Below are 21,723 nucleotides of genomic sequence, written 5' to 3'. Positions count from 1 at the left end.
CGCTCGATTACCGTGGGCGGGTACACCCGTTCACCCAAGGAACCGAGGACGAATTGACCAGGAGGGACGCGCCGTAATGGTGACCCGGTTGTCCCCCACGGACGCGTCCTTCTACCGGCTCGAGAACACCGCCACCCCCATGTACGTGGGGTCGTTGTCCATCCTGCAGCGTCCGCGCGCCGGGTTGAGCTACGAGACGCTGCTCGCCACCATCGAACAGCGACTGCCCCAGATACCGCGTTACCGGCAGAAGGTCCGGGAGGTGCTGATCGGCACGGCCAGGCCGGTGTGGCTTGACGACAACGACTTCGACATCACCTATCACGTGCGGCGGTCGGCGCTGCCGTCCCCGGGCAGCGACGAGCAGCTGCACGAGCTGATCGCGCGGCTGGCCGCGCGGCCACTGGACAAGTCGCGGCCGCTGTGGGAGATGTACCTGGTCGAGGGCCTGTCCAAGAACCGGATCGCGCTGTACACGAAGTCGCATCAGGCGCTGATCAACGGCATGACGGCGGTGGAGATCGGCCACGTCATCGCCGACCGGACGCGCCGCCCGCCGCCGTTCCCCGAAGACATCTGGATACCGGAACGCGACCCCGGTAACACGCGGTTGGCCTTGGGCGCGATCGGCGACTGGATCGCGAGGCCGGGTGCGCAGCTGCAGGCCGTCGGGTCCTCGGTGGCCGGACTGGTCACGAGCTATGACGAGCTGCTCGAAGCGGGCCGCCGCGCCGTCGACATCGCGCGGGCGGTGGCGCGGGGCACCGCGCCCAGCAGCCCGCTGAACGCGACCGTTTCGCGGCACCGCAGGTTCACGGTCGCCCGCGGCAACCTCGAGGACTACCGCGCCGTGCGCGCGCGCTACGACTGCGACATCAACGACGTGGTGCTCGCCGTCGTGGCCGGCGCGCTGGGCAACTGGCTGTTGTCCCGCGGCGTGGCGGTGTCACCGACCGCGACGATCCGCGCGATGGCGCCGCTGTCCGTCTACGCCGACGACGACCTCGACTCGACCGGCCCGGGCCAGACGATCAGTCAGGTCACGCCGTTTTTGGTGGATCTGCCGGTGGGGGAGGCCAACCCGGTGGTGCGGCTGTCTCAGATCGCCCACGCCACCGAGTCCAACCCGACCGCCGGCAGCTTGGTGGACGCCCGGACCATCGTGACCCTGTCGGGTTTCGCCCCACCGACGCTGCACGCCATGGGCATCCGAGTCGCGACCGGCTTCCCGAGCTTTTCCAAGCGGACATTCAACCTCTTGATCACCAACGCCCCGGGCGCTCAGTCGCAGATGTACATCGCCGGCACCAAGCTGCTGGAGACCTACGCCGTACCGCCGCTGCTGCACAATCAGGCGCTGGCGATCAGCGTGACGTCCTACAACGGCATGTTGTATTTCGGGATCAACGCCGACCGCGAGGCGATGAGCGACGTCGACCTGCTGCCGGGACTGTTGGCCCAATCCCTCGAGGAATTACTCGAAGCTTCCCGCTGATTAGTCGGGGTGAAAATCGGTGCCTGGTTCTATGATTCGTAATTGTGAGCACCGCGATAAATGACGGGGCGTCGGCGAAGGCGAGCGGTAAGAAATCGGGCACCGCTACCACGCGCAAAATCTCCGACGATGTCTACCGAACCGAAATATACCGGCTGCAAACGGAATTCGTGAAGTTGCAGGAGTGGGCGCGCCACGTCGGCGCGCGCATCGTGATCCTTTTCGAGGGCCGGGACGGGGCCGGCAAGGGCGGAACGATCAAACGCATCACCGAATACCTGAACCCGCGTGTCGCCCGGATCGCGGCACTACCCGCGCCGAGCGACCGGGAGCGGGGCCAGTGGTACTACCAGCGCTACATCGCGCACCTGCCCGCCAGGGGCGAAATCGTGCTCTTCGATCGGTCGTGGTACAACCGGGCTGGCGTGGAAAAGGTGATGGGATTCTGCACGCCGCAGGAGTATGTGCTCTTCTTGCGCCAGACGCCCATCTTCGAGCAGATGCTGATCGACGACGGGATCCTGTTGCGCAAGTACTGGTTCTCCGTGTCCGAGGCCGAACAGCTGCACCGGTTCAGGGCGCGCCTGAATGACCCTGTCCGCCAATGGAAACTCAGCCCAATGGACATGGAATCGCTGTATCGGTGGGAGGACTATTCGCGCGCCAAGGACGAGATGATGGTCCACACCGACACCCCGGTAAGCCCTTGGTACATAGTGGAATCCGACATCAAGAAGCACGCGCGGCTGAACATGATGGCCCACCTGCTGTCCACGATCGAGTACTACGACGTGGGCCGGCCCAAGGTCAAGCTGCCCAAGGAGCCGGTGGTGGCTGAGAACTACCAGCGCCCGCCGCGCGAGCTGTCGAACTACGTCGACGACTACGCGGCCACGTTGGTCGGGGGCTGATGATCCAGGTCTACATCCCGGCCACCCTGGAGATGTTGCAGCGGCTCGTCGCCGAGGGCTCCGTCTGGCCGGTCAACGGCACCGCGTTCGCGGTGACGCCGACGTTGCGCGAGGCCTACGCCGAGGGCGACGACGACGAGCTCGCCGACGTGGCGCTGCGCGAGGCGGCGCTGGCGTCGCTGCGACTGCTCGCGGCCCAGGACGCCGGGGGAGCCGACACCGGCCTGCCGCCCCGGCGGGCGGTGTTGGCCGCCGAGGTCGAGGAGGCCAAGTTCCGTCCCGACCTCGACGACGCCGTCGTGCGCCTCGGCGCCCCCGTCACGCTCGACCAGGTCGTCGCCGCCTACGTCGACAACGCCGCCGCCGAGCCGGACGTCATCCGGGCCATCGAGATCATCGACGCCGCCGACCTGGGCGACGAGGACGCCGAGCTGATCGTCGGCGACGCGCTGGACCACGACCTGGCCTGGTATGCGAACCAGGAGTTGCCGTTCCTGCTTGACCTGCTCTGACGCGCCGAATGTGACGGATTCCGACTAGCTACGACACCGTAGGTTACGCTACCGTAGGTTTCGTGGAGCGCACAGAATCGGCGACAATGTTGGGCGTAAGCCAGACGCCGGCTAGTGAGCAGGAGCTTCCGCTGGGCAGACGTAACCCATCGATCAGGGGCAACGTCGTCGACACCAAGCGACCCGTTGTGGCCGGCGCCGAGCGGCACCCCGGCTGGCACGCGCTACGCAAGCTCGCCGCGCGGATCACGACGCCGCTTTTGCCCGATGACTACCTGCATCTGGCCAACCCGCTGTGGTCCGCGCGGGAACTGCGGGGCCGCGTCCTCGAGGTCCGCCGCGAGACCGAGGATTCCGCGACCCTGGTGATCAAACCGGGCTGGGGCTTCAGCTTCGACTATCAGCCCGGCCAGTACATCGGGATCGGGCTGCTCGTCGACGGGCGCTGGCGGTGGCGGTCGTATTCGCTGACCTCGAGCCCGGCCGAGACCAGCGGCTCGCCCCGCACGGTGACCATCACCGTCAAGGCGATGCCCGAGGGTTTCCTGTCCACCCACCTGGTGGCCGGCGTCGAGCCCGGGACCATCGTGCGGCTGGCCGCGCCCCAGGGCAACTTCGTCCTGCCGGACCCGGCGCCGTCGTCGATCCTGTTCCTGACCGCCGGTTCCGGGATAACGCCGGTGATGTCGATGCTGCGAACGTTGGTGCGCCGCAACCAGATTGGTGACGTCACGCATTTGCATTCGGCGCCCACCGAATCCGACGTGATGTTCCGCGCCGAGCTGGGCGCGCTGGCCGCCAACCAGCCGGGCTACCGCTTGCAGGTGCGAGAGACCCGCAAGCAGGGCCGGCTCGACCTGGCCGCCCTGGATCAACAGGTCGCGGACTGGCGTGAGCGGCAGACCTGGGCCTGCGGGCCGGAGGGCATGCTCAACCAAGCGCAGAAGGTGTGGTCGGCGGCGGGCATCGGCGACCGGCTGCACCTGGAGCGGTTCGCCGTGTCCAAGGCCGCGCCTGCCGGAGCCGGCGGCACGGTGACGTTCGCGCGCAGCGGGCGCGCCGTCGCGGCCGACGGAGCGACGCCGTTGATGGATGCCGGCGAGGGGGCGGGTGTGCAGATGCCCTTCGGCTGCCGGATGGGTATCTGCCAGTCCTGCGTGGTAAGCCTGGTGGACGGGCACGTCCGCGATCTGCGAACCGGCGCCGAACACGAGCCCGGAACCCGGATTCAGACCTGTGTGTCGGCCGCGTCCGGCGATTGCGTGCTCGACATTTAAAGATTACTCACAGGTAACCTACGGATTCGTAGGTTACGATAGCGTAGGTATTGCACCGACGACACGACCGTAGGGAGATGACGACGAGTGGCAATCACAGACGTCGACGTATTCGCCCATCTGACGGACGCTGACATCGAAAGCCTGGCCGTTGAGCTGGATGCCATCCGCCAGGACATCGAAGACTCTCGAGGGGCGCGCGACGCCCGCTACATCCGTCGCACCATCGCCGCGCAGCGTGCGCTGGAGGTGGCCGGCCGCGTGCTGCTGGCCGCCAGTTCGCGCCGCTCGGCGTGGTGGGCCGGCACCGTGACCTTGGGCGTGGCCAAGATCGTCGAGAACATGGAGATCGGCCACAACGTCATGCACGGCCAGTGGGACTGGATGAACGACCCGGAGATCCACTCCTCGACGTGGGAGTGGGACATGAGCGGGTCGTCCAAGCACTGGCGCTACACGCACAACTTCGTGCACCACAAGTACACCAACATCCTCGGGATGGACGACGACGTCGGCTACGGCTTGCTGCGCGTCACCCGGGATCAGCGCTGGAAGCGCTTCAACGTCTTGAACCTGTTCTACAACACCATGCTGGCGCTGCTCTTCGAGTGGGGCGTCGGCCTGCAGCACGTGGAATTGGGCAAGATCGTCAAGAAGCGGATGGACAACGACGACGCCCGGCAACGCATCGACGAGTTTCTCGCCAAGGCCGGCCGTCAGGTCGTCAAGGATTACGTCGCGTTCCCGGCGCTGACCGCGCTGTCGCCCGGCGCGACCTATCGGTCCACGCTGACGGCCAACGCGGTCGCCAACATCATCCGCAACGTCTGGGCGAACGCCGTGATCTTCTGCGGCCACTTCCCCGACGGCGCAGAGAAATTCACCAAGACCGACATGATCGGCGAGACCAAGGGCCAGTGGTACCTGCGCCAGATGCTGGGTAGCGCCAACTTCGAGGCCGGCCCCGCGCTGCGGTTCATGAGCGGCAACCTGTGCCACCAGATCGAGCACCACCTGTATCCCGATCTGCCGAGCAACCGGCTGCACGAGATTTCTGTCCGGGTGCGCGCGCTGTGCGACAAGTACGACTTGCCTTACACCACGGGCTCTTTCCTGGTGCAGTACGCCAAGACGTGGCGCACGCTGGCCAAGCTGTCGCTGCCGAACAAGTACCTGCGCGACGACGCCGACAACGCGCCGGAGACGCGCAGCGAGCGGATGTTCGCCGAATTGGAGCCCGGTTTCGCCGGCACCGACCCGGCGACCGGACGCCGGCGCGGCCTGAAGACCGCGATCGCCACCGTGCGGGATTGGCGGCGCGCCAAGAAGGAAGCGAAGCAGGGCCGCAGGGACGACCTGGCCGCCTGACGGCGCGCGTCCTAGGCTCGATGCGGGACTAGGAGGCACGTGATGTTCGCAGCGTTCGGATTCGAAACCCTCGGTGTCGTCGTCGGGGACATGTACTTCGTCGACCCGCGCCCGCTCACCGGTCAGGAGACGCCGGAACGGGGAGTCAGGCTCGAACTGCGCCTCGTCGACCGGGGCGAGCCGCAGGGATCGATCTACGCCGGCGTTCCGATCGCCTTCAGCCGGCCGGTGTGGCGGGTGGACCTGTTCGGGTCCACCGAGAGCCCGCCGGGCACGCTCGACCGGGCCCATCACCATCCGCGTTTCGACGGTTGGGAACCGGGCCGCCGGAACTTCGTCCCCGAACTCACCGCCGACCCGGTGTCCTGGCTGGCCGGCCAACTGGCCGATCCGGCCGCCGTGCTGGAGCGGGCCGGCGTCGACGTGGGTGAGGTCAGCGAGGCCGATCTGGCCGGCCTCGCGGCGACGGCCCCGGAGATCGTGGCCGCGGTCAAGCGAATGCTGGACGGCGTGCGCGACGGCGAACTGGCCCCAGCCCCCGCCGAACCCGTCGCCGCCGCGCGCACCGGGTGGCTTTGATCCGTTTCGATTTGCTAGCGGGTAGGTTCCGGATAATCTAACTGCTGCCGCCCAGACTGAGGAGCCAGCAAATGAAGAAGACCGCACGCTTGACCGCCCCGCTCGCCGCCTTTCTGGGAGGTATCGCGGTCTTCACCGCCGCGATCGCGAACGCCGATTCGTCGGATGACGCTTACCTGCAGACCCTGAAGGACAAGGGAATCACCTGGGCGAGCGGCTCGGACCAGACGATGGTCCAAATCGGCCATGCCGTTTGCACCGACTGGGCTCACGGGTTCACGTTCGAGCAGACCTTCGCCGATGCGAAACAGGGGCTCCCGCAGTTGCAGGACACCTCGCTGGCCAAGATCATGGGTGCGGCGACGGGGGTTTACTGCCCGCAGTACTCGAGCAAGTTTGACTGATCGAGCGCAGCGTCCGGCCGGCTGACCGGGTCCCGAGGGAGACGCACCATGACCTACCTGGGCAAGCCCTATTACCCGGTGTGGCTGGACAACCTCGCCGAGGACGTCACCCTGGAAGCCGCAGCAATGGACGGCACCGCCCACGGCGCGGAAGACGTTCGCTCGATCGTGGTGACCGCCCGCGAGGTGTACGACAAGCAGGAGTTCAACTTCGCCGGGCCCGCTGGCGACTATGGCTTCGTCGAGGACTACACATGCGAGATCCGCGGCGTGCGCACCAACGTAATTGTCTGGGTCACTTTCAACGCGGCGGGACAGACGCGGCAGGTCGTGGTGAACCACCGCCCGCGCAGTGCGTTGCTGTCCTTCTCCCGTCTAATGCTCGAAAAGTATTCCGGCACCCCGCTTGCCAAACATTGGCAGGGCACCCCGTAAGGGGCGCCAGCGGTCCGGCTTGGCCCTTAACCCCTGACGGGCCTCGGCGCAGCCCGCGGAACTCTATTTCCGACATGTCGCTCGAGGTAGCGACGTTCGAGTCGATCGACGAGAGACTGTGCTTCTTTGATGTCGCGGCGCAGATTGGCCGCTTCGACCCGCAGTGCGCACGCTCGGCTGTTGTTCGCCGTCAGATTGAGCCGTTCTATCCGAGATAGCTGGCTGGTCATCTCGCCTAGCTGGACGCGCAAGGCTCGGACGAACTCGGAAGCCTGAGCGACCTGGCGCCTATCCATCGAGCGATCTTCCCCCACCCATTTGCAACCCGCCGCCTTTCTGGCGACAAAACTTCGCAAAATGACCCCGCGGAAACGCCTGGCGCCCTTGCCCTTCCGCACGCGCGGTGTTTCTCCGGCCTGTGAGCCGCATCCGCTCTCCCGCGCCAATTCGCCGTCGGCAACCGAGAGTGAACGCGGCGTTTATTTGTGGCGACTACCAGGTTAAAATCTTTCGGTGTATGGGGTCGCGGGTGTGCCTCAAGAAGAGCGGGCACAGATCGAGGCGGTTCAGCGTCGTCTTGCCCAAAAGTACGCGCAACTATCGCACACACATGTCGCGCAGGTAGTCGAGCAAACCTATGGGCGGTTTAGCCACTGCACCTTGCGCGATTTCGTTCCACTGCTGGTAGAGCGCCGCGCCAGGGAAGAACTGGCCAAGTCGGCGTCGGGAGCGTAGCGAATCCGGAACGCTCGCTAGGGGTGCAGCCGCAGATCGTGCTCGCCATACGAGCACCGAATCCCGTTGAAGGGCCGCTGAATTGGAGACAGATGGAGGAGCAATGATGGACGTCTTGAGAGGAACGCTGCATGCGGCCAGTCGCACGGTCGACGCCAGCGTTGCGGCGGCCGGCGCGATCGGCGGTGCGGCTGTCAATGGAGTGGTCGGCGGTGTCCAGGGTGTGGTCGGCGGTGTCCAAAGCGGCCTGAGCACCGGAAGCCGGTCCATTCCCGCGGCGGCACTGACGGTGGCCGCGGTCGGTGCGGTCGGTCTGGTGGAGTGGCCGCTGTTATTGCCCGTCGGCGGCACACTTTTGGGGGTGCATTATCTGACCCATCGCTCCGACGGCGGGTCGACCCGGCGCGTCGCGTCGCGATCTGGAGCCAAGGGCCGCTCCGGCTCGCGGCCGTCGAGGCGGCCGCGCACGGCGGCGAGGTCGCGCTCCGGGCGCTCGACGCAGCACTAGGGCTCCGCGGACGACGTTTAATGGCATCCGCCCGACTCGACCGCCCGCTAGCCTGAGTGCTCCGCGGAGAAGACGTCGATCGCACGGACGGGTGTCAACATCACCAGCGGGATCTGACGACTGGTTGATTTCTGGTAGGCGAGGTAGGGCGGATACAGGTGCGCCATGTACGCCCACACCTCATGGCGTTCCTCGCCTTCGGGCTCCCGCCACGTGGCCTCGAATGCCTGGGTGGCGATCTGAACGCCAATCGTGTTGCTCTGTAAGACATTCAGGTACCACTCCGGGTGCGTGTCGGCGCCTCCCTTGGATGCGACGATCACGATCTCCCCGCCGACGTTGCCGTAGATCAACGGTCTGATATAGCTCTTACCCGATTTGCGACCGACGACCTTGATCAAGCAGTGCGTGGTCAGTTCGCGTCCCCCGACCGCACTCACATCCATGATGTGGCCTCGCGTGCCGCCGGAGGTCAGGTACGCCTTGAGGTGCTCGCTGACCCAGTCACTGCGCGCCGCTCGGATTGATGCCGCATCGGCGTCGCTCATGGATGACTCCTCCCGCAAACGAAACGAGGCCGCACGACGCGCCTCCATGAGTGATTTTGCCAGGCCGATCGTGCAACCATGTGCCGTCACGCTGTCAGACCTTCTGTGGTCAGTTGTCGAAGAGACTGACCAAAGGCCCTGGAAATTCCACGCCGCGGCGAGCAGTGGTCCATGACGGACATTGCGTCGGGGGTTCGGATGCGGCTTTTCCCGGATCGGTACGGTGACCTGGTGGCGCAACGACGCCTTGACGCGGATTGCGGTCCGCTACTTGTCGACGATGACGGCGTTCTGATCAGGGCGCACGGCATTCCCTACGCGACCGCCGAACGATTCTCCGCGCCGGTTCCCGCTCCACGGCATACCGATGTGCGCGATGCGACGAGGCGCGGTCCGGTGTGTCCGCAGTTGCCGTCACGTTTGGATTTCGTGAATGGCCCGGTGGTCGAGGGCCTCGCCGTCAGCGAGCAATGTCAGATACTCAGCGTCACAGCGCCTTCCGGCGCTCAGGGACTCCCGGTGATGGTGTGGTTCCACGGTGGGGCGTACATGTCGGGCAGCGGGGAGGCGCCCAAGTACGACCCCGATGCGCTGGCCGGGGAGGGTCGCGTCGTCGTCGTCACCGTCAGCTACCGGCTCGGCATCTTCGGATACCTCAACCCCAACGCGGGCGGGGAAGAGAACTTGGGGCTGCGGGATCAGATCATGGCGTTGCGTTGGACCCAGCAGCACATCGCGGCGTTCGGCGGCGACCCATCGCAAGTGACGATCTTCGGCCAGTCGGCGGGCGGAGATTCGGTGTTGTCACTGATCCTCAGTGAGGAAGCGACGGGTCTGTTCCACCGCGCCATCCTGCAAAGTGCCCCGCTCGGTGTGCGAAGCGGCAGGGAGGCGATGACGGCGGCAATGCGAGAAGCGGTGACCGGCGCGCTTGGCGGTGTGGCCCCGGGCGAGGCCAGCGTCGAGCAGCTTCTCAACGCTCAAACCGCCGCTGTGACAACGGCACAGCGATTCGGACTGGTCGGCGGGTTCCCGTTCGCACCGATCGATGGCATGGACCCGCTACCTTCCGCCCGCGACGAAAGTCGCAAACTTGCCGACGCGGCAGCCCGAATTGAGATGCTCGTCGGCTACGCCCGCAATGATGCGGACGCGTTCGTCGCCATGGACTCGCGAGGGCAACGACTCCAGCGCCTTGGCCCACCGGGTCGGGCCGCCGCTCGACTGCTCGGCGACGTGGTGACCCGGCGGATATTCGGCCGGCCGGCGCTCGAACTCGCCAGATCTTGGATTTCACATGGCGGTGCCGCAGCGACTTTCCGCGTGGACTGGTCACCGCCAGGCGCGCCGTTTCGCTCATGCCATTGCATCGAGCTGCCGCTGCTTTTCGGCTCTCCAGAGTGCTGGGCCGACGCGCCAATGCTTGGCCCCGAACCCGATCCCATCGACGCCGATGTGGCTCGCAGGACGCGCGGTTACTGGGCTGCCTTCGCACACGGCGGCATCGCCGGGCTAGGGAGCTCGTCGCTTCAAATCTGACACACCGCTCGGGACGCCACTGGACGGAAACCCTTACGGGCGAGGGTTATTCGCCGGCGGCTCGGCCGGTGGGCTGTACCGCATCGTCCACACGGGGACCTGGTCGGGGGTGTACTCGTTTCCGGCCCAGGGCGTACCGCAGATGTGCAGATAGGCGTAGGGCGTTCCATCGAACATCACCCAGGCCCCCGCATCGCGCACGGTGTTGGGCAGACCGTCGCGCGCCGCGTTGTAGGGCCAGATGATCATCCAGTGCGGGCCAATGGGAATGGCGGGACTGGTCTTGTCGAAAGGATCGGTGTTGCTGTGCTGCATTGCGCCGCAGAGCATGTAGATGATCCCGGGAGCGGTATTGGTCGGTGCCGGCTTGCGGGCCTTGAGGTCGTCCATCCACTGCAGACCGTTGGGATCGGCGCACATGGGAACATCGCCGATTTTGTTCTCATCACCCGGGAAGCACACCCAGTCGTTGGTTCCCTGGCGAAGCACCACGCGGTTGCCTTGTTCGTCCATGTCGGCAACGGTGGCATCCCTGGTGATGTGGCGCGGACCCGACAACATGGCCCGCGATATTTTGGCAGCGAGTATTTGCTCCTCGCGGGAATGGGGAAGCGGTCCTCCGGAGCCCACTCCCGTAATAGCGCTGTTGCTGTAGTTGCCGGACCCGCCACCCGAGGTGGGCTCATTTTCAGCCATCGCGGTGCTCCCTTGCTCCACACGTACTCTACGTCGCGTCCGCACCCGCAGTTCCTGCGATGCGCGCGTCCGGCGGGTCTTTTTCCTGGTCGGAGGCTCGCCGTGCGGGTATCATCCGGGCGATGTCGAACGACATTGCGGCCGCCCCGTCGCCGACGATTCGTGTCGCGGCGATTCAGATGCTCGCCGAATTGGGGGATGTCGACGCCAACCTGGCTATGGCGCAACGCCTCGTCCGGGTCGCTTTCGAGCGCGGCGCAAACTTGGTCATCCTGCCGGAGCTATTCGCCTCCGGCAATGCGTTCTTCCCGCACATGGCGTCGACGACTCGGGCGATCGACGGGTCGCCGGCCCAGTTGCTCTCTGACTTGGCGCGCGAAGGCAACGCCATTGTCGGCGGGTCGTTCCTGGCGTGGCGCGACGGCCACGTCTATAACACCTTTGTTCTGGCGCTACCCGACGGAAGTAGCCACCGACACGACAAGGATGACCCGACGTTCTGGGAGAACTGCTACTACATCGGAGGGGACGACGACGGCGTTCTGAACACGCCGCAAGGCAATATCGGCGCGGCGCTTTGTTGGGAGCTCATCCGATCCAGGACGGCCGCGCGGTTGAAGGGAAAGGTCGACATCGTGGTGGGCGGTTCGGGATGGTGGGGCGGAAAGGACAGCGGGCAGTCGGATGGTCCTGCAGCCGATTTCGGCCTCGAAATCATGAAGGCCGCGCCGAGCCGATTCGCCAGAATGCTTGGGGTGCCGGTGGTTCACGCCGCGCACGCGGGACGGTTCGTTGGGCAGTCCTGGCCTGCTTCGGGCGAGAGCTACCCGTCTCGCTACCTGGGCGAGGCTCAAATCGTCGACGGTAACGGCCGCATTCTCGCGCGGATGTCTCGCGAAGAAGGCGAAGGCGTTATCACCGCTGACGTCACGCTCGGTCCCGTATCGGACGAGCCGGACGCGGTACCGGACAGCTTCTGGATCGCCGAGTTTCCCGAAGCGGTTTATCGCCAATGGGAACGTGACCTCGAGACCGGCCACCAGTACTACTTGTCGACGACGCTGCCCTACGTCCGCGAGATGTTCACTCGTTGAACGCGGCCCATGCCATCTGGCGCGCTACGCGCCGTTGGCCACCTTGCTGGCCAGGGCGTCCAGCTTCGCGTCCAGCGCCTCTGCGGCGCTGAGCAATTCGGGATTTTCCTCGACAACCATCAGCGACGACGGCTTGACGTAGGTCAGGCTGCTGCCTTCGCCTTCGTCGGTCAGCAGCAGTTCGACCGGGGCGAACAAGCCCGCGGTCACGTCGTGGCGCAGCATCGTGATCGCGATCAGCGGGTTGCCGAGGATGACCCGCAGCACCTTGCGGTCGATGCCGGCCTTGATGGTCCATGCGCCGTGGTCGAACAAGCCGAACAGCATGAATCCGCTTGGCCCGACGTATTGTTCGACGTCCTGCCGATACGATTCCCAGTCGTCATGCGCCTGGGCGATCTCGTTGATCGGTACCGGTTTGTCGCCGATGTCGGCCAGCAGCGCAGCGACCAGCTCGTCGAAACCCTTGGCGCTGTCGTAGCGGACCCGTATGCCGTCGAACTTGATTTCGGTGCGCTCAGACATGTTCGGCCTCCCTGTCGTGGTTTTGTTCGAACGCCGAGCGGTGGTCGTTGACGAAGTCCTCGACCGTGGTGAGCGGGCGGCCGATGATCTTGAGGGCCGCATCACTGATGCCGGCCAGGCGCCCTTCGCGCTGGTCGATCGCCACAGCCTCGAAGTGCCTCAGCTTGGCGGTGTCGTCGGGAATCCCGATAAGGTCCAGAAATGTTGTCGCGGTTACGCTTTCGAACGGGAGTTCTCGACCGAGGACGCGGCCGACCTCGGCAGCCAGTTCCTGGTGGCTGTACTCGACCGGGCCGGTCAGGGTGTACGTCCGGCTGCCGTGCCCGTGCGGATCGCTCAAGATGGTCGCGGCGGTCAACGCGATGTCTCGTGCGGCGATTGGAGCAAAGCGACTGTCGGCGTCAAAGGGCATGACATAGCGGCCGGCGCGGATCAACGCGGCGATGTAAGTCAGCCATTCCATGAAGAACGTGACCCGCAGATTGGTCGTCGGAATCCCCGACCAGTCGAATACCTGCTCGGAAAGCCAGTGATTCTGCGTGGCCTTGCTCCGGGCCCGCGGTCGCGACTGAATGTGGCTCATGTTGACGATCAGCTCGAGGTTTTGCTCTCTGGCCGCCTGGGCGAACATCACCGCCGCTTCAACGAGTCCCTCACCGACCGGGAAATTGAAGTAGGCGCGCTGCACGCCGTCGAGTGCTGCGCGCACGTCACCGAGATTGAGCTGGTCTCCGACCACAACTTCGGCACCGGCGTCGCGGAGGCGTTGGGCGCGGTCGTCGTCCCGTCGGACCATCGCCGTGACCGGCAGTCCGAGGTCGAGCAGGCAATCGACCATCGGACGGCCGGTATCACCATTGGCGGTGGTCACCAGGATCCTTGTCATGGCCGCGGTTAGCCCAACCGCTCGATGATGGTGGCGTTGGCCATGCCGCCGCCCTCGCACATCGTCTGCAGCCCATAGCGTCCGCCGCGCTGTTCCAGAGCGTTGACCAGGGTGGTCATGATGCGCGCGCCGCTGGCCCCGAGCGGGTGGCCGATCGCGATGGCGCCGCCGTTGACGTTCGTCTTGGCCAGGTCGGCCCCGGTGTCGTGCGCCCAGGCGAGGACGACGGGCGCGAAGGCCTCGTTCACCTCGAACAGGTCGATGTCGGCCAGCGTCAGCCCGGCGCGGCGCAGCACCTTCTCCGTAGCCGGGATGACCCCGGTCAGCATGTACAGCGGGTCGGAGCCCACCACGGTGGTGGTGTGGATGCGCGCCAGCGGACGGAGTCCGAGTTGTTTGGCGACCTCGCTGGTGGTGATCAACACCGCGGCGCTGCCGTCGGACAGCGGCGACGAGTTACCGGGCGTGATCTCCCACTTGATCTGCGGGAAGCGCTCGTTCATCGCGTCGCTGTAGAACGCGGGCTGCAGGGCGGCCAGCGTCTCGACCGTGGTGCCAGGCCGGATGATCTCGTCGGTGGCCAGCCCCGCGATCGGGATCAGCTCGTTGTCGAACAGCCCGTCCTTGGTGGCGCGGGCGGCCTTGTCGTGGCTGCCGGCGGAGAACTCGTCGAGCTGGGTGCGCGAGAAGCCCCACTTCGCGGCGATCAGCTCGGCGCTGATGCCCTGCGGGACAAGCTCGTCGGGGTAGCGCTGCGCCATGTCGTGACCGAACGGGTCGCTGCCGGGCAGCACCGAGCTACCCATCGGGACGCGGCTCATCGACTCGACGCCACCCGCGACGACGAGGTCGTAGGCGCCGGCCAGCACGCCCTGCGCGGCGAAACTGATCGCCTGCTGGCTGCTGCCGCACTGCCGGTCGATGGTGACGCCGGGAACCGACTCCGGGAATCCCGCGCCCAGCAGCGCGTTGCGCGCGATGTTGACGGCCTGGTCGCCCGCCTGGGTGACGGCACCGGCGATGACGTCGTCGATGCGCTCCGGGTCGACGCCCGTGCGGGCTACCAGTTCGCGCAGGCTGTGCGCCAGCAGGTCGGCGGGCAGCACGTCGTGCAGCGCGCCGCTGGCCTTGCCCTTGCCGATCGGGGTGCGTACCGCACCGACGATGACGGCGTCGCGACCTTGAACCATGGCTCCTCCTTGAGGCCTAGTAGCTAGGTATTGCTAGCTGTACCCAGGTAAACATCTGGGTACACTAAAATCAACCCAGACTGGGAGGTGATCTACATGACATTCCTTCAAGGCGCTCTGGCGGACCGCGAGAAGTGGTCGCCGGTCGGTGAGTGCGCGATCGAGAAGACCATGGCGGTGGTCGGCACCAAGTCCGCGATGCTGATCATGCGCGAGGCGTATTACGGCACCACCCGGTTCGACGACTTCGCCCGCCGGGTCGGCATCACGAAGGCGGCCACGTCGGCGCGGCTTGCCGAGCTAGTCGAGCTGGGCCTGCTGGAGCGGCGGCCCTACCGCGAGCCGGGGCAGCGGGCCCGAGAAGAGTACGTGCTGACCCAGGCTGGCGTCGATTTCATGCCGGTGGTCTGGGCGATGTTCGAGTGGGGCCGCCGGCACCTGCCGGGCCGTCACCGGCTGCGACTCACGCACGTAGGCTGCGGCGCCGAGGTGAGCGTCGAAATCCGCTGCGCCGAGGGGCATCTGGTGCCGCCGGGCGAGCTCGGCATGCGGCTGGCTAAGTCTGGTTGAGCATCGCGAGCAGCGAGGGTCCGCAAACGTACGGCTTTCGCGGCGTGTCGCCGCACAGACACGCGCGCTCGATAGGCCGTCAGGTCTCCCTGAGCACCGCGAGCAGCCGGCGGGCCGCGGCCACGCGGCGCACCGCCGGCCCGGACAGGGTGTCGAGTGCGCATTCCGGGTCGGCCGGCGGCCCCATGTGTCCGCAGCCCCGCGGGCAGTCGTCGATCGCCTCGGCCAGGTCCGAGAACGCGTCCAGCACGTCGTCGGGCCGGATGTGGGCCAGGCCGAAGGAGCGGATCCCCGGCGTGTCGATCACCCAGCCGGAGCCTTCCAGCGGCAGGGCGACCGACTGGGTGGACGTGTGCCGGCCCCGGCCGATCTCGGTGACCTCGCCGACGGCCCGGTCCGCTTCCGGCACAAGGCGATTCACCAGCGTCGACTTGCCAACGCCGGAATGCCCGAGTAGCACGGTGATCTTCCCGGCGATCAGGCCGGCCACCGCCAGCAGCGGGTCGTCGACTCCGGCGGCGACCACCGTCAGGTCCAGGTCCACGAACTGCTCGGCGAACGGCCCCGGCGGGGCGAGGTCGGTCTTGGTCAGACACAGGATCGGCGTCAGGCCGCCGGCGTAGGCGGCGATCAGCGCCCGGTCGACCAGCCCGGTGCGCGGCGGCGGGTCGGCGAGCGCGACGACGATCAGCAGCTGGTCGGCGTTGGCGACCACCACGCGTTCGGTGGGATCGGTGTCATCGGCGGTGCGCCGCAACACCGTTCGCCGCTCGCCGCGGCGCACGATGCGGGCCAGGGTGTCCGTGCGCCCGGACAGGTCGCCGACCAGGTCGACGTCGTCGCCGACGACGATCGGGGTGCGGCCCAGCTCGCGCGCCCGCATGGCCGTGACCCGGCGATCGGGCCGGCCGCCCAGCACGCACCCCCAGCGTCCGCGGTCGACGCTGACCACCATCGCGGCCTCGGCGTCGGCGTGCTCCGGACGGGTCTTCGTTCGCGGTCGCGAGCCCCTGCCGGAGCGGACCTTGACGTCGGACTCGTCGTAGTCGCCGGGCTTCAACCGCCGGAACCCTCCAACATGCGCGCCCACAGCTGTGGGAACTCCGGCAGTGTCTTGCCGGTCGAGCCGATGTCGTCCACCTCCACCCCGGTGACGCGCAGCCCGACGATCGCGCCGGCCATCGCCATCCGGTGGTCGGCGTAGGCGCGCCAGGTCCCGGCGTGCAGCGGTTTCGCGGTGATCACCAGACCGTCGGGCGTCTCGGCGCAGTCGCCGCCAAGGCGGTTGATCTCGGCGCTCAGCGCGGCCAGCCGGTCGGTCTCGTGGCCGCGCAGATGGGCGATGCCGGACAGGCGTGACACCGATCCCGGTGTGGCCAGGGCGGCCAGCGCCGCCACCGACGGCGTCAGCTCCCCGACCGCGCGCAGGTCGACGTCAAAGCCGGCGTAATCGGCCGACCCGCTCACCTCGAGAAACGAATCTGTTTGCGTCACCACGGCATTGATCTTTTCCAGGACACTCAGGATGTCGCCGGCGGGTTGCACGCTGGTCGACGGCCAGCCGGTGATGCGCACCGTTCCGCCGCTCACCACGGCCGCCGCCAGGAACGGGACGGCGTTGGTCAGGTCGGGTTCCACTTCCCAGTGCCGGGCCGCGACCGCGCCGGCCGCTACCCGCCATCGGTTGGCGACGGAGTCGTCGACGTCGACCCCGGCCTGGCGCAGCATCACGATCGTCATCGCGATGTGCGGGGCGGACGGCACCGCCGCCCCGGTGTGCTGGACGGTCAGGCCGTCGGTGAACGAAGCCGCGGACAACAGCAGGCCCGAAACGAACTGCGAGGACGCCGAGGCGTCGATGGCCACGGTGCCGCCCGCGACGGACCCGCCGCCGTGGACCCGGAAGGGCAGACCGTTCCCGTCGATCTTCACGCCCAGGCCGCGCAGGGCGTCCAGCAGCGGCGCGATGGGCCGGGCCCGGGCCTGCTCGTCGCCGTCGAACTCGACGACCGAATCGGCCAGCGCCGCCAGCGGCGGAACGAAGCGCAGGACCGTGCCCGCCAGGCCGCAATCCACCGTCGCGCCGGGCGCCGGGGCGATCGCGCCGCTCACCGTCAGCTCGGAGCCGGGCCCGTCGACGCGCAGGCCCAAGGTGCGCAGCGCCCCGATCATCAGATCGGTGTCGCGGCTGCGCAGCGCACCCGTGATGGTCGAGGCGCCCTGCCCCTGCGCGGCCGCCAGCCCCGCCAGCACCAGCGCCCGGTTGGTCTGCGACTTCGAGCCCGGAACCGTGACGGTCGCGTGCACCGGTGCGGTCGTCTGGGGGGCCGTCCATGAGCTCACGTGCTTCATCCTGCCGTACCGGGCACTCAGGGATCGGGTGCGGAGCACTATGGAGGTTATGTGCGGACGTTTTGCCGTGACGACCGATCCGGCCAAGCTGGCCGAGAAGATCAAGGCGATCGACGAGGCGACCGGGGCGTCTGAACGCGCGGGCGAGCCCAACTACAACGTGGCCCCGACCGCGACCATCGCGACAGTCGTCACCCGGCACACCGAGCCCGACGACGACCCCACGCGGCGGGTCCGGCTGATGCGCTGGGGCCTGATCCCGCCGTGGGTCAAGGCCGGCCCCGACGGGGCGCCGGAGGGCAAGGGCCCGCTGCTGATCAACGCCCGCGCCGACAAGGTGACCAGCTCGCCCGCCTTTCGCTCGAGCGCCAAGTCGAAGCGTTGCCTGATCCCGATGGACGGCTACTACGAGTGGCGCGTCAATTCCGACGGCACCGGCAAGAAGTCGGCCAAGACGCCGTTCTTCATGTACCGCGAAGACGGCGAGCCGCTGTTCATGGCGGGGTTGTGGTCGGTTTGGAAACCGGCCAAAGACGGTTCGCCGCTGTTGAGCTGCACGATCATCACCACCGACGCGCCGGGCGAACTCGCCGAGATCCACGACCGCATGCCGCTGGCGCTGCCCGAACGCGACTGGGACCGCTGGCTGGACCCGGACGCCCCCATCGACGAGGAGCTGCTCACCCGACCACCCGACGTGCGGGACATCCGCATGCGCGAGGTGTCGACGCTGGTCAACAGCGTGCGCAACAACGGGCCGCAGCTGCTGGATCCGGTCGAAGAGCAGTCGGAGCAAATGAAGCTCCTGTAGGCCGCGACCTGGCTACCATCTTGAGCCTGGCGGTGCAGGAGATGGGAGCCACCGATGTCGTACGTGATCGCAGCGCCCGCGGCCCTCGTCGACGCGTCGCAGGACCTGACCGGGATCGTGGAGGCGGTCAAGGGGGCCGCCGCCGGGGCGGCGCCGCCGACGACGGGGATCGTCGCCGCGGCCGGCGACGAGGTGTCGGCGACCGTCGCGAACGTTTTCGGCAGCTGCGCCAAAGAGTTTCAGACGCTGACCGCGCGGACGATGGCATTGCAGACCCAGTTCGTGCGGGCGTTGAGCGCGGCCGGCGCCGCGTATGCGGCATCCGAGGCCGCGAACGTGCCGCCGCTGCAGTCGCTGGAGCAACAGGTGGAGAGCCTGGGAGTCCTGTCGCCCATCGAACGGCTGCTCGGGCACCCGCTGTTCGCCAGCGCGACCGGCACCGGTCAAACCGAGTCGCTGCTCGCCACGACGCCCACCGGCGGGGCGGTGACCACCGCGCCGACCACCAACGGGGTGACCGGGGTCAAGACCGGGTTCTCCTTCCTGCAGATTCCGCTTGGTGAAGCCTCGATCTTCGGAATTCCGCTTGGTCAGCTCAGCCTGCCCGCCCCCGCGCACTGGTACTTCCCGACCCAGGCCGACGGCTCCGTGCACGCCAACGGCGTCATCTACCTGCAGCACGGCTTCGGGGCGATCGGGTGGTTCTACGACCCGCTGGCCATGCAGCTGGCCCAGCAAACCGACAGCATCGTGGTGGTGCCCACCGTGCCGTCGCTGCCGTTGCCGTTCGGCGCCTGGCTGGGCGGCCCGCAGCTGCAGCAGGGCGTCGCCTCGCTGTTCCTCGGCAGCGAGACGGCGCTGAACATCAGCGCCAACCACGCCGGTTACCAGGGCACGCTGCCGGCGGACTTCATCCTCACCGGACACTCCGCCGGCGGGGGCCTCGCCACCATCGCCGCCGGCGACTACATCGCCGACCTCGGGACCAACACCGCCAACAATCACCTCCTCGGCGTGATCATGTTCGACGGCGTCGCGATGGATTCCTCGGCCTTCGCCACGTCGGTGGCCAACCTGCAGGCGTTGCACATTCCCGACTACGTGGTGGCCGCGCCGCCCCAGCCGTGGAACGCGTTCGGCGCCACCACCAACCAACTGATCAGCCTGTATCCGGGGCAGTTCGTCGGGGTCGAACTCGTCAACGGCTCGCACGTCGATTCGATGATCGGCGGCCATCCCCTCGTCGACTTCGTCGCCCAGCTGGTGACCCGGTTCTCCCCGCCCGGGAACACCGCGGCCGTGTACACCCTGGCCACGGGCTGGATCAACGACATCTACGCCGGGGCCGGCCCCACCGACCCGATCTACGGCGTCTACGGGCCGACCGGCGGCTACCTGCCGCCCGGGGGCCAGCAGATCATCCTGGGCAACGCCGCCGGGATCGTGCTGTAGTAATCGGCTGTCTTCGCGCGACAATCCTCGGCGCATCGTTTGTGTTTCGGCGACGGAGCTTCGCGTGCGGGCGCGGCTTAGTGTGTTCGTGTGAGTGGTTCGTACACGTACACGTTCGAGGACATCCAGCACCGCCCGGTCGCGGTGATCGGAGCCGGAACATTGGGCCGGCGCATCGCGCTCATGTTCGCCACCCGCGGCGGCACCGTTCGGATCTTCGCGCCGCGCGCCGAACAGCGCGCCGCCGCCGTGCAATACGTGACCGAGACGGTGCCGAAGGTAGTGGCCGATCGGGGCTTCGGCGAAGTGGGCAGCGCGGCCGGCGCGGGATCGCTCGAGGAGGCATTGGCCGACGCCTGGCTCGTCATCGAATCCGTCCCGGAGAAGCTCGAGATCAAGATCGCGACTTGGGACCAGATTGATCAAGCGGCGCCTCCCGACACCATCTTCGGCACGAATTCCTCGTCGTACCCCTCGCGCCTGATGGCGGCCGGGGTCCGCGACAAAACCCGGTTATGCAACGTGCACTTCTACATGCCACCGGAGATCAACGCGGTCGACCTGATGTCCGACGGTCAGACCGATCGCGGGCTCCTCGACACGCTGCTGGCCGTGCTGCCGGAATTCGGCGTCTTCCCCTTCGAGGCGCGCAAGGAGTCCACCGGCTTCATCTTCAACCGGATCTGGGCGGCCATCAAGCGCGAGTCGCTGGCTGTGGTCGCCGAGGGCGTGGCCCGGCCAGAGGACGTCGACGGGATGTTTCGGGTCAACTGGGGCGTGCCCGCCGGGCCGTTCCAGATGATGGACCTGGTGGGGCTCGACGTGGTGCTCGACATCGAAAACCATTACGCCGAAGAGTTTCCGCACCTACCGAAGCACGTGCGCGAGTTGCTGCAGTCCTACGTCGATGCCGGCAAGCTCGGCCTCAAGAGCGGCGAGGGCTTCTACCGGTATTCGTAGTGCCGACGACGAATTGTCCTGTGTCCAAAGCCTGCTCGATACGATCGGCGGTCGCCGTCGGGTCGAGGGCCGTCGTATCGATGACGTGGCGCTCGTAGCGTTCGAGGTCGGTGAATTGGCGATACATGGTCCGGATCGGTTCGGTGGCGGTTAGCGCATCAGGACCGCGGTTCAGCGCGCGCTGCAAGGTGGTCGCCTCGTCCGGGCGCAGGATCACGTAGTGGATTTGCTCGGGCGCGGGATCCAAGGCGGCGCAAAAGCGTTCGATGAACCACGGGCCGACGATGCCGTCCACGATTACCCGGTAACCCCCGGCGGCATACCCGGCTGCCGCGCGCGCAAGCGCCGTGATGACAACGGTGTTTTGCCCGTGTGCCTCCGGAAGGTAGGGCGGGATGGCACCGCTGCGGATGAAGTGCCAAAAGTCGTCGGCGTGCAAGTGCACGGCGAGGGGGTGGCGCTGGACGAGGAGCGCGGCGACGGTCGTCTTCCCGGCTCCGGGCGGCCCGGTCAGCACGACGAGCCGCCCGGGCGATCCCTGAGAATTGCCGCGTGACGTCAGTTGCTCAACACCAAGCGCCACTGGCCGGCGGCCGTATGGTCCGGGACGCACCAGAAGTTGTTCCAGTTCCCCGGCGTCGAGGCCTTCACGCCCGGGCCGGCGTCCTGGCAGGCCTCCCGGGTCGGATAGCTGCCCTCGGTCTGGATGGTGTCAGCGTGGCCGACGCCGGCGCCGACCGTCATCAAACCCGCGAAAGCCAGCACGCTCGCGGCGACCATCTTGGCGGCCGCATTGACAAACGTACCCATCGAATCCTCCTGTGATGCCTCAGGTGGCACCGTATTGCGCTACTGTAGTCAAGCGACTACAGTAGC

The 21,723-nt window shown here is 67.1% G+C and carries 25 protein-coding genes; 16 read left to right on the top strand and 9 right to left on the bottom strand.

Annotated elements, in window-relative coordinates; all coding sequences use genetic code 11:
* The first annotated feature begins 76 nt into the window (after positions 1–76).
* The 10 genes from N415_RS12885 to N415_RS12845 all read left to right on the top strand — a co-directional run bounded on the left by N415_RS12885 (position 77) and on the right by N415_RS12845 (position 8,224).
* Positions 77–1,495, top strand: coding sequence for a wax ester/triacylglycerol synthase family O-acyltransferase (locus N415_RS12885; protein WP_068181929.1), 1,419 nt, complete (start codon positions 77–79; stop codon positions 1,493–1,495).
* A gap of 44 nt (positions 1,496–1,539) precedes the next feature.
* On the top strand, positions 1,540–2,406 hold the full coding sequence (gene ppk2, locus N415_RS12880) for a polyphosphate kinase 2 (protein WP_068181925.1): 867 nt from the start codon (positions 1,540–1,542) through the stop codon (positions 2,404–2,406).
* The gene (locus N415_RS12875; protein WP_068181922.1) at positions 2,406–2,918 is read left to right on the top strand and encodes a hypothetical protein; all 513 of its coding nucleotides are present in this window, start codon (positions 2,406–2,408) and stop codon (positions 2,916–2,918) included. The genes ppk2 and N415_RS12875 overlap by 1 nt, the downstream gene beginning before the upstream one ends.
* A gap of 131 nt (positions 2,919–3,049) precedes the next feature.
* Complete coding sequence (locus N415_RS12870; protein ID WP_068182017.1) at positions 3,050–4,195, top strand: ferredoxin reductase; 1,146 nt, start codon at positions 3,050–3,052, stop codon at positions 4,193–4,195.
* Positions 4,196–4,282: 87 nt separating this feature from the next.
* On the top strand, positions 4,283–5,563 hold the full coding sequence (locus N415_RS12865) for a fatty acid desaturase (protein WP_068181919.1): 1,281 nt from the start codon (positions 4,283–4,285) through the stop codon (positions 5,561–5,563).
* 42 nt (positions 5,564–5,605) lie between these two features.
* Complete coding sequence (locus N415_RS12860; RefSeq protein WP_068181916.1) at positions 5,606–6,142, top strand: hypothetical protein; 537 nt, start codon at positions 5,606–5,608, stop codon at positions 6,140–6,142.
* Positions 6,143–6,213: 71 nt separating this feature from the next.
* Positions 6,214–6,546, top strand: a complete 333-nt coding sequence (locus N415_RS12855; protein WP_068181912.1) for a DUF732 domain-containing protein — start codon at positions 6,214–6,216, stop codon at positions 6,544–6,546.
* 48 nt (positions 6,547–6,594) lie between these two features.
* On the top strand, positions 6,595–6,981 hold the full coding sequence (locus tag N415_RS12850) for a hypothetical protein (RefSeq protein ID WP_068181909.1): 387 nt from the start codon (positions 6,595–6,597) through the stop codon (positions 6,979–6,981).
* A 513-nt stretch (positions 6,982–7,494) separates the two neighbouring features.
* Positions 7,495–7,716 carry a hypothetical protein gene (locus N415_RS30630; RefSeq protein ID WP_239645528.1) on the top strand — a complete coding sequence of 74 codons (222 nt, stop codon included), beginning with the start codon at positions 7,495–7,497 and terminating at the stop codon, positions 7,714–7,716.
* 106 nt (positions 7,717–7,822) lie between these two features.
* Positions 7,823–8,224 carry a hypothetical protein gene (locus N415_RS12845; RefSeq protein ID WP_068182014.1) on the top strand — a complete coding sequence of 134 codons (402 nt, stop codon included), beginning with the start codon at positions 7,823–7,825 and terminating at the stop codon, positions 8,222–8,224.
* A gap of 47 nt (positions 8,225–8,271) precedes the next feature.
* Here the strand turns inward: N415_RS12845 and N415_RS12840 are convergent, their stop codons facing one another.
* Complete coding sequence (locus N415_RS12840) at positions 8,272–8,772, bottom strand: nitroreductase/quinone reductase family protein (RefSeq protein WP_068181906.1); 501 nt, start codon at positions 8,770–8,772, stop codon at positions 8,272–8,274.
* A gap of 171 nt (positions 8,773–8,943) precedes the next feature.
* On the opposite strand from N415_RS12840, the gene N415_RS12835 reads away from it, so the two are divergent.
* Positions 8,944–10,311: a carboxylesterase family protein gene (locus N415_RS12835; protein WP_239645527.1), complete on the top strand. Its 1,368-nt coding sequence runs from the start codon at positions 8,944–8,946 to the stop codon at positions 10,309–10,311.
* 33 nt (positions 10,312–10,344) lie between these two features.
* Here the strand turns inward: N415_RS12835 and N415_RS12830 are convergent, their stop codons facing one another.
* A complete protein-coding gene (locus N415_RS12830; protein ID WP_152531356.1) occupies positions 10,345–11,007 on the bottom strand; it encodes a hypothetical protein in 663 nt (220 codons plus the stop codon).
* Between the two features lie 59 nt (positions 11,008–11,066).
* Here N415_RS12830 and N415_RS12825 point away from each other — a divergent pair, with 59 nt between their 5' ends.
* A complete protein-coding gene (locus tag N415_RS12825; protein ID WP_152531355.1) occupies positions 11,067–12,101 on the top strand; it encodes a carbon-nitrogen hydrolase family protein in 1,035 nt (344 codons plus the stop codon).
* A gap of 24 nt (positions 12,102–12,125) precedes the next feature.
* Here N415_RS12825 and N415_RS12820 read toward each other — a convergent pair whose 3' ends face one another.
* The 3 genes from N415_RS12820 to N415_RS12810 are packed head-to-tail and all read right to left on the bottom strand — an operon-like array spanning position 12,126 to position 14,702.
* On the bottom strand, positions 12,126–12,626 hold the full coding sequence (locus N415_RS12820) for a DUF302 domain-containing protein (protein ID WP_068181898.1): 501 nt from the start codon (positions 12,624–12,626) through the stop codon (positions 12,126–12,128).
* Positions 12,619–13,497 (bottom strand): NAD(P)H-binding protein, encoded by an 879-nt coding sequence (locus N415_RS12815; protein ID WP_204366821.1) that lies wholly within the window; start codon positions 13,495–13,497, stop codon positions 12,619–12,621. Before N415_RS12815 ends, N415_RS12820 begins: the two co-directional genes overlap by 8 nt.
* 23 nt (positions 13,498–13,520) lie before the next feature.
* The gene (locus N415_RS12810; RefSeq protein ID WP_068181893.1) at positions 13,521–14,702 is read right to left on the bottom strand and encodes a thiolase family protein; all 1,182 of its coding nucleotides are present in this window, start codon (positions 14,700–14,702) and stop codon (positions 13,521–13,523) included.
* A 96-nt stretch (positions 14,703–14,798) separates the two neighbouring features.
* Here N415_RS12810 and N415_RS12805 point away from each other — a divergent pair, with 96 nt between their 5' ends.
* Positions 14,799–15,272, top strand: a complete 474-nt coding sequence (locus tag N415_RS12805; protein ID WP_068182008.1) for a helix-turn-helix domain-containing protein — start codon at positions 14,799–14,801, stop codon at positions 15,270–15,272.
* Positions 15,273–15,351: 79 nt separating this feature from the next.
* Here N415_RS12805 and rsgA read toward each other — a convergent pair whose 3' ends face one another.
* Positions 15,352–16,332 carry a ribosome small subunit-dependent GTPase A gene (rsgA, locus tag N415_RS12800; protein WP_068181890.1) on the bottom strand — a complete coding sequence of 327 codons (981 nt, stop codon included), beginning with the start codon at positions 16,330–16,332 and terminating at the stop codon, positions 15,352–15,354.
* Positions 16,329–17,624, bottom strand: a complete 1,296-nt coding sequence (gene aroA, locus N415_RS12795) for a 3-phosphoshikimate 1-carboxyvinyltransferase (RefSeq protein ID WP_068181887.1) — start codon at positions 17,622–17,624, stop codon at positions 16,329–16,331. The genes rsgA and aroA overlap by 4 nt, the downstream gene beginning before the upstream one ends.
* A 49-nt stretch (positions 17,625–17,673) precedes the next feature.
* Here aroA and N415_RS12790 point away from each other — a divergent pair, with 49 nt between their 5' ends.
* The 3 genes from N415_RS12790 to N415_RS12780 all read left to right on the top strand — a co-directional run bounded on the left by N415_RS12790 (position 17,674) and on the right by N415_RS12780 (position 20,847).
* Positions 17,674–18,435, top strand: a complete 762-nt coding sequence (locus tag N415_RS12790) for an SOS response-associated peptidase (RefSeq protein ID WP_068181885.1) — start codon at positions 17,674–17,676, stop codon at positions 18,433–18,435.
* A gap of 54 nt (positions 18,436–18,489) precedes the next feature.
* Positions 18,490–19,887 (top strand): PE domain-containing protein, encoded by a 1,398-nt coding sequence (locus tag N415_RS12785; RefSeq protein ID WP_068181882.1) that lies wholly within the window; start codon positions 18,490–18,492, stop codon positions 19,885–19,887.
* A 90-nt stretch (positions 19,888–19,977) separates the two neighbouring features.
* Entirely contained in the window at positions 19,978–20,847 is an 870-nt protein-coding gene (locus N415_RS12780) for a 3-hydroxyacyl-CoA dehydrogenase family protein (protein WP_068181879.1), read from the top strand.
* Here N415_RS12780 and N415_RS12775 read toward each other — a convergent pair.
* A complete protein-coding gene (locus N415_RS12775; RefSeq protein ID WP_239645526.1) occupies positions 20,813–21,430 on the bottom strand; it encodes an AAA family ATPase in 618 nt (205 codons plus the stop codon). The genes N415_RS12780 and N415_RS12775 overlap by 35 nt on opposite strands.
* The gene (locus N415_RS12770) at positions 21,406–21,657 is read right to left on the bottom strand and encodes a hypothetical protein (protein ID WP_068181876.1); all 252 of its coding nucleotides are present in this window, start codon (positions 21,655–21,657) and stop codon (positions 21,406–21,408) included. The genes N415_RS12775 and N415_RS12770 overlap by 25 nt, the downstream gene beginning before the upstream one ends.
* Between the last annotated feature and the right edge of the window lie 66 nt (positions 21,658–21,723).

The organism is Mycobacterium sp. UM_CSW (assembly GCF_000455205.1).
In the GTDB taxonomy this organism is placed as follows: domain Bacteria; phylum Actinomycetota; class Actinomycetes; order Mycobacteriales; family Mycobacteriaceae; genus Mycobacterium.
The sequence above is the reverse complement of the archived record's forward strand: the minus strand, read 5'-3'. Positions and strand labels throughout refer to the sequence as shown.

Excerpts from the sequence above, each read along its gene's own strand:
- N415_RS12885 (WP_068181929.1), top strand. The coding sequence starts at position 77 with ATGGTGACCCGGTTGTCCCCCACGGACGCGTCCTTCTACCGGCTCGAG.
- N415_RS12820 (WP_068181898.1), bottom strand. The coding sequence starts at position 12,626 with ATGTCTGAGCGCACCGAAATCAAGTTCGACGGCATACGGGTCCGCTAC.
- N415_RS12805 (WP_068182008.1), top strand. The coding sequence starts at position 14,799 with ATGACATTCCTTCAAGGCGCTCTGGCGGACCGCGAGAAGTGGTCGCCG.
- N415_RS12770 (WP_068181876.1), bottom strand. The coding sequence starts at position 21,657 with ATGGGTACGTTTGTCAATGCGGCCGCCAAGATGGTCGCCGCGAGCGTG.
- N415_RS12845 (WP_068182014.1), top strand. The coding sequence starts at position 7,823 with ATGGACGTCTTGAGAGGAACGCTGCATGCGGCCAGTCGCACGGTCGAC.
- N415_RS12840 (WP_068181906.1), bottom strand. The coding sequence starts at position 8,772 with ATGAGCGACGCCGATGCGGCATCAATCCGAGCGGCGCGCAGTGACTGG.
- N415_RS12825 (WP_152531355.1), top strand. The coding sequence starts at position 11,067 with ATGCGCGCGTCCGGCGGGTCTTTTTCCTGGTCGGAGGCTCGCCGTGCG.
- N415_RS12860 (WP_068181916.1), top strand. The coding sequence starts at position 5,606 with ATGTTCGCAGCGTTCGGATTCGAAACCCTCGGTGTCGTCGTCGGGGAC.
- N415_RS12855 (WP_068181912.1), top strand. The coding sequence starts at position 6,214 with ATGAAGAAGACCGCACGCTTGACCGCCCCGCTCGCCGCCTTTCTGGGA.
- aroA (WP_068181887.1), bottom strand. The coding sequence starts at position 17,624 with ATGAAGCACGTGAGCTCATGGACGGCCCCCCAGACGACCGCACCGGTG.
- N415_RS12810 (WP_068181893.1), bottom strand. The coding sequence starts at position 14,702 with ATGGTTCAAGGTCGCGACGCCGTCATCGTCGGTGCGGTACGCACCCCG.
- N415_RS12850 (WP_068181909.1), top strand. The coding sequence starts at position 6,595 with ATGACCTACCTGGGCAAGCCCTATTACCCGGTGTGGCTGGACAACCTC.
- N415_RS12830 (WP_152531356.1), bottom strand. The coding sequence starts at position 11,007 with ATGGCTGAAAATGAGCCCACCTCGGGTGGCGGGTCCGGCAACTACAGC.
- N415_RS12835 (WP_239645527.1), top strand. The coding sequence starts at position 8,944 with ATGACGGACATTGCGTCGGGGGTTCGGATGCGGCTTTTCCCGGATCGG.
- N415_RS12875 (WP_068181922.1), top strand. The coding sequence starts at position 2,406 with ATGATCCAGGTCTACATCCCGGCCACCCTGGAGATGTTGCAGCGGCTC.
- N415_RS12785 (WP_068181882.1), top strand. The coding sequence starts at position 18,490 with ATGTCGTACGTGATCGCAGCGCCCGCGGCCCTCGTCGACGCGTCGCAG.
- N415_RS12790 (WP_068181885.1), top strand. The coding sequence starts at position 17,674 with ATGTGCGGACGTTTTGCCGTGACGACCGATCCGGCCAAGCTGGCCGAG.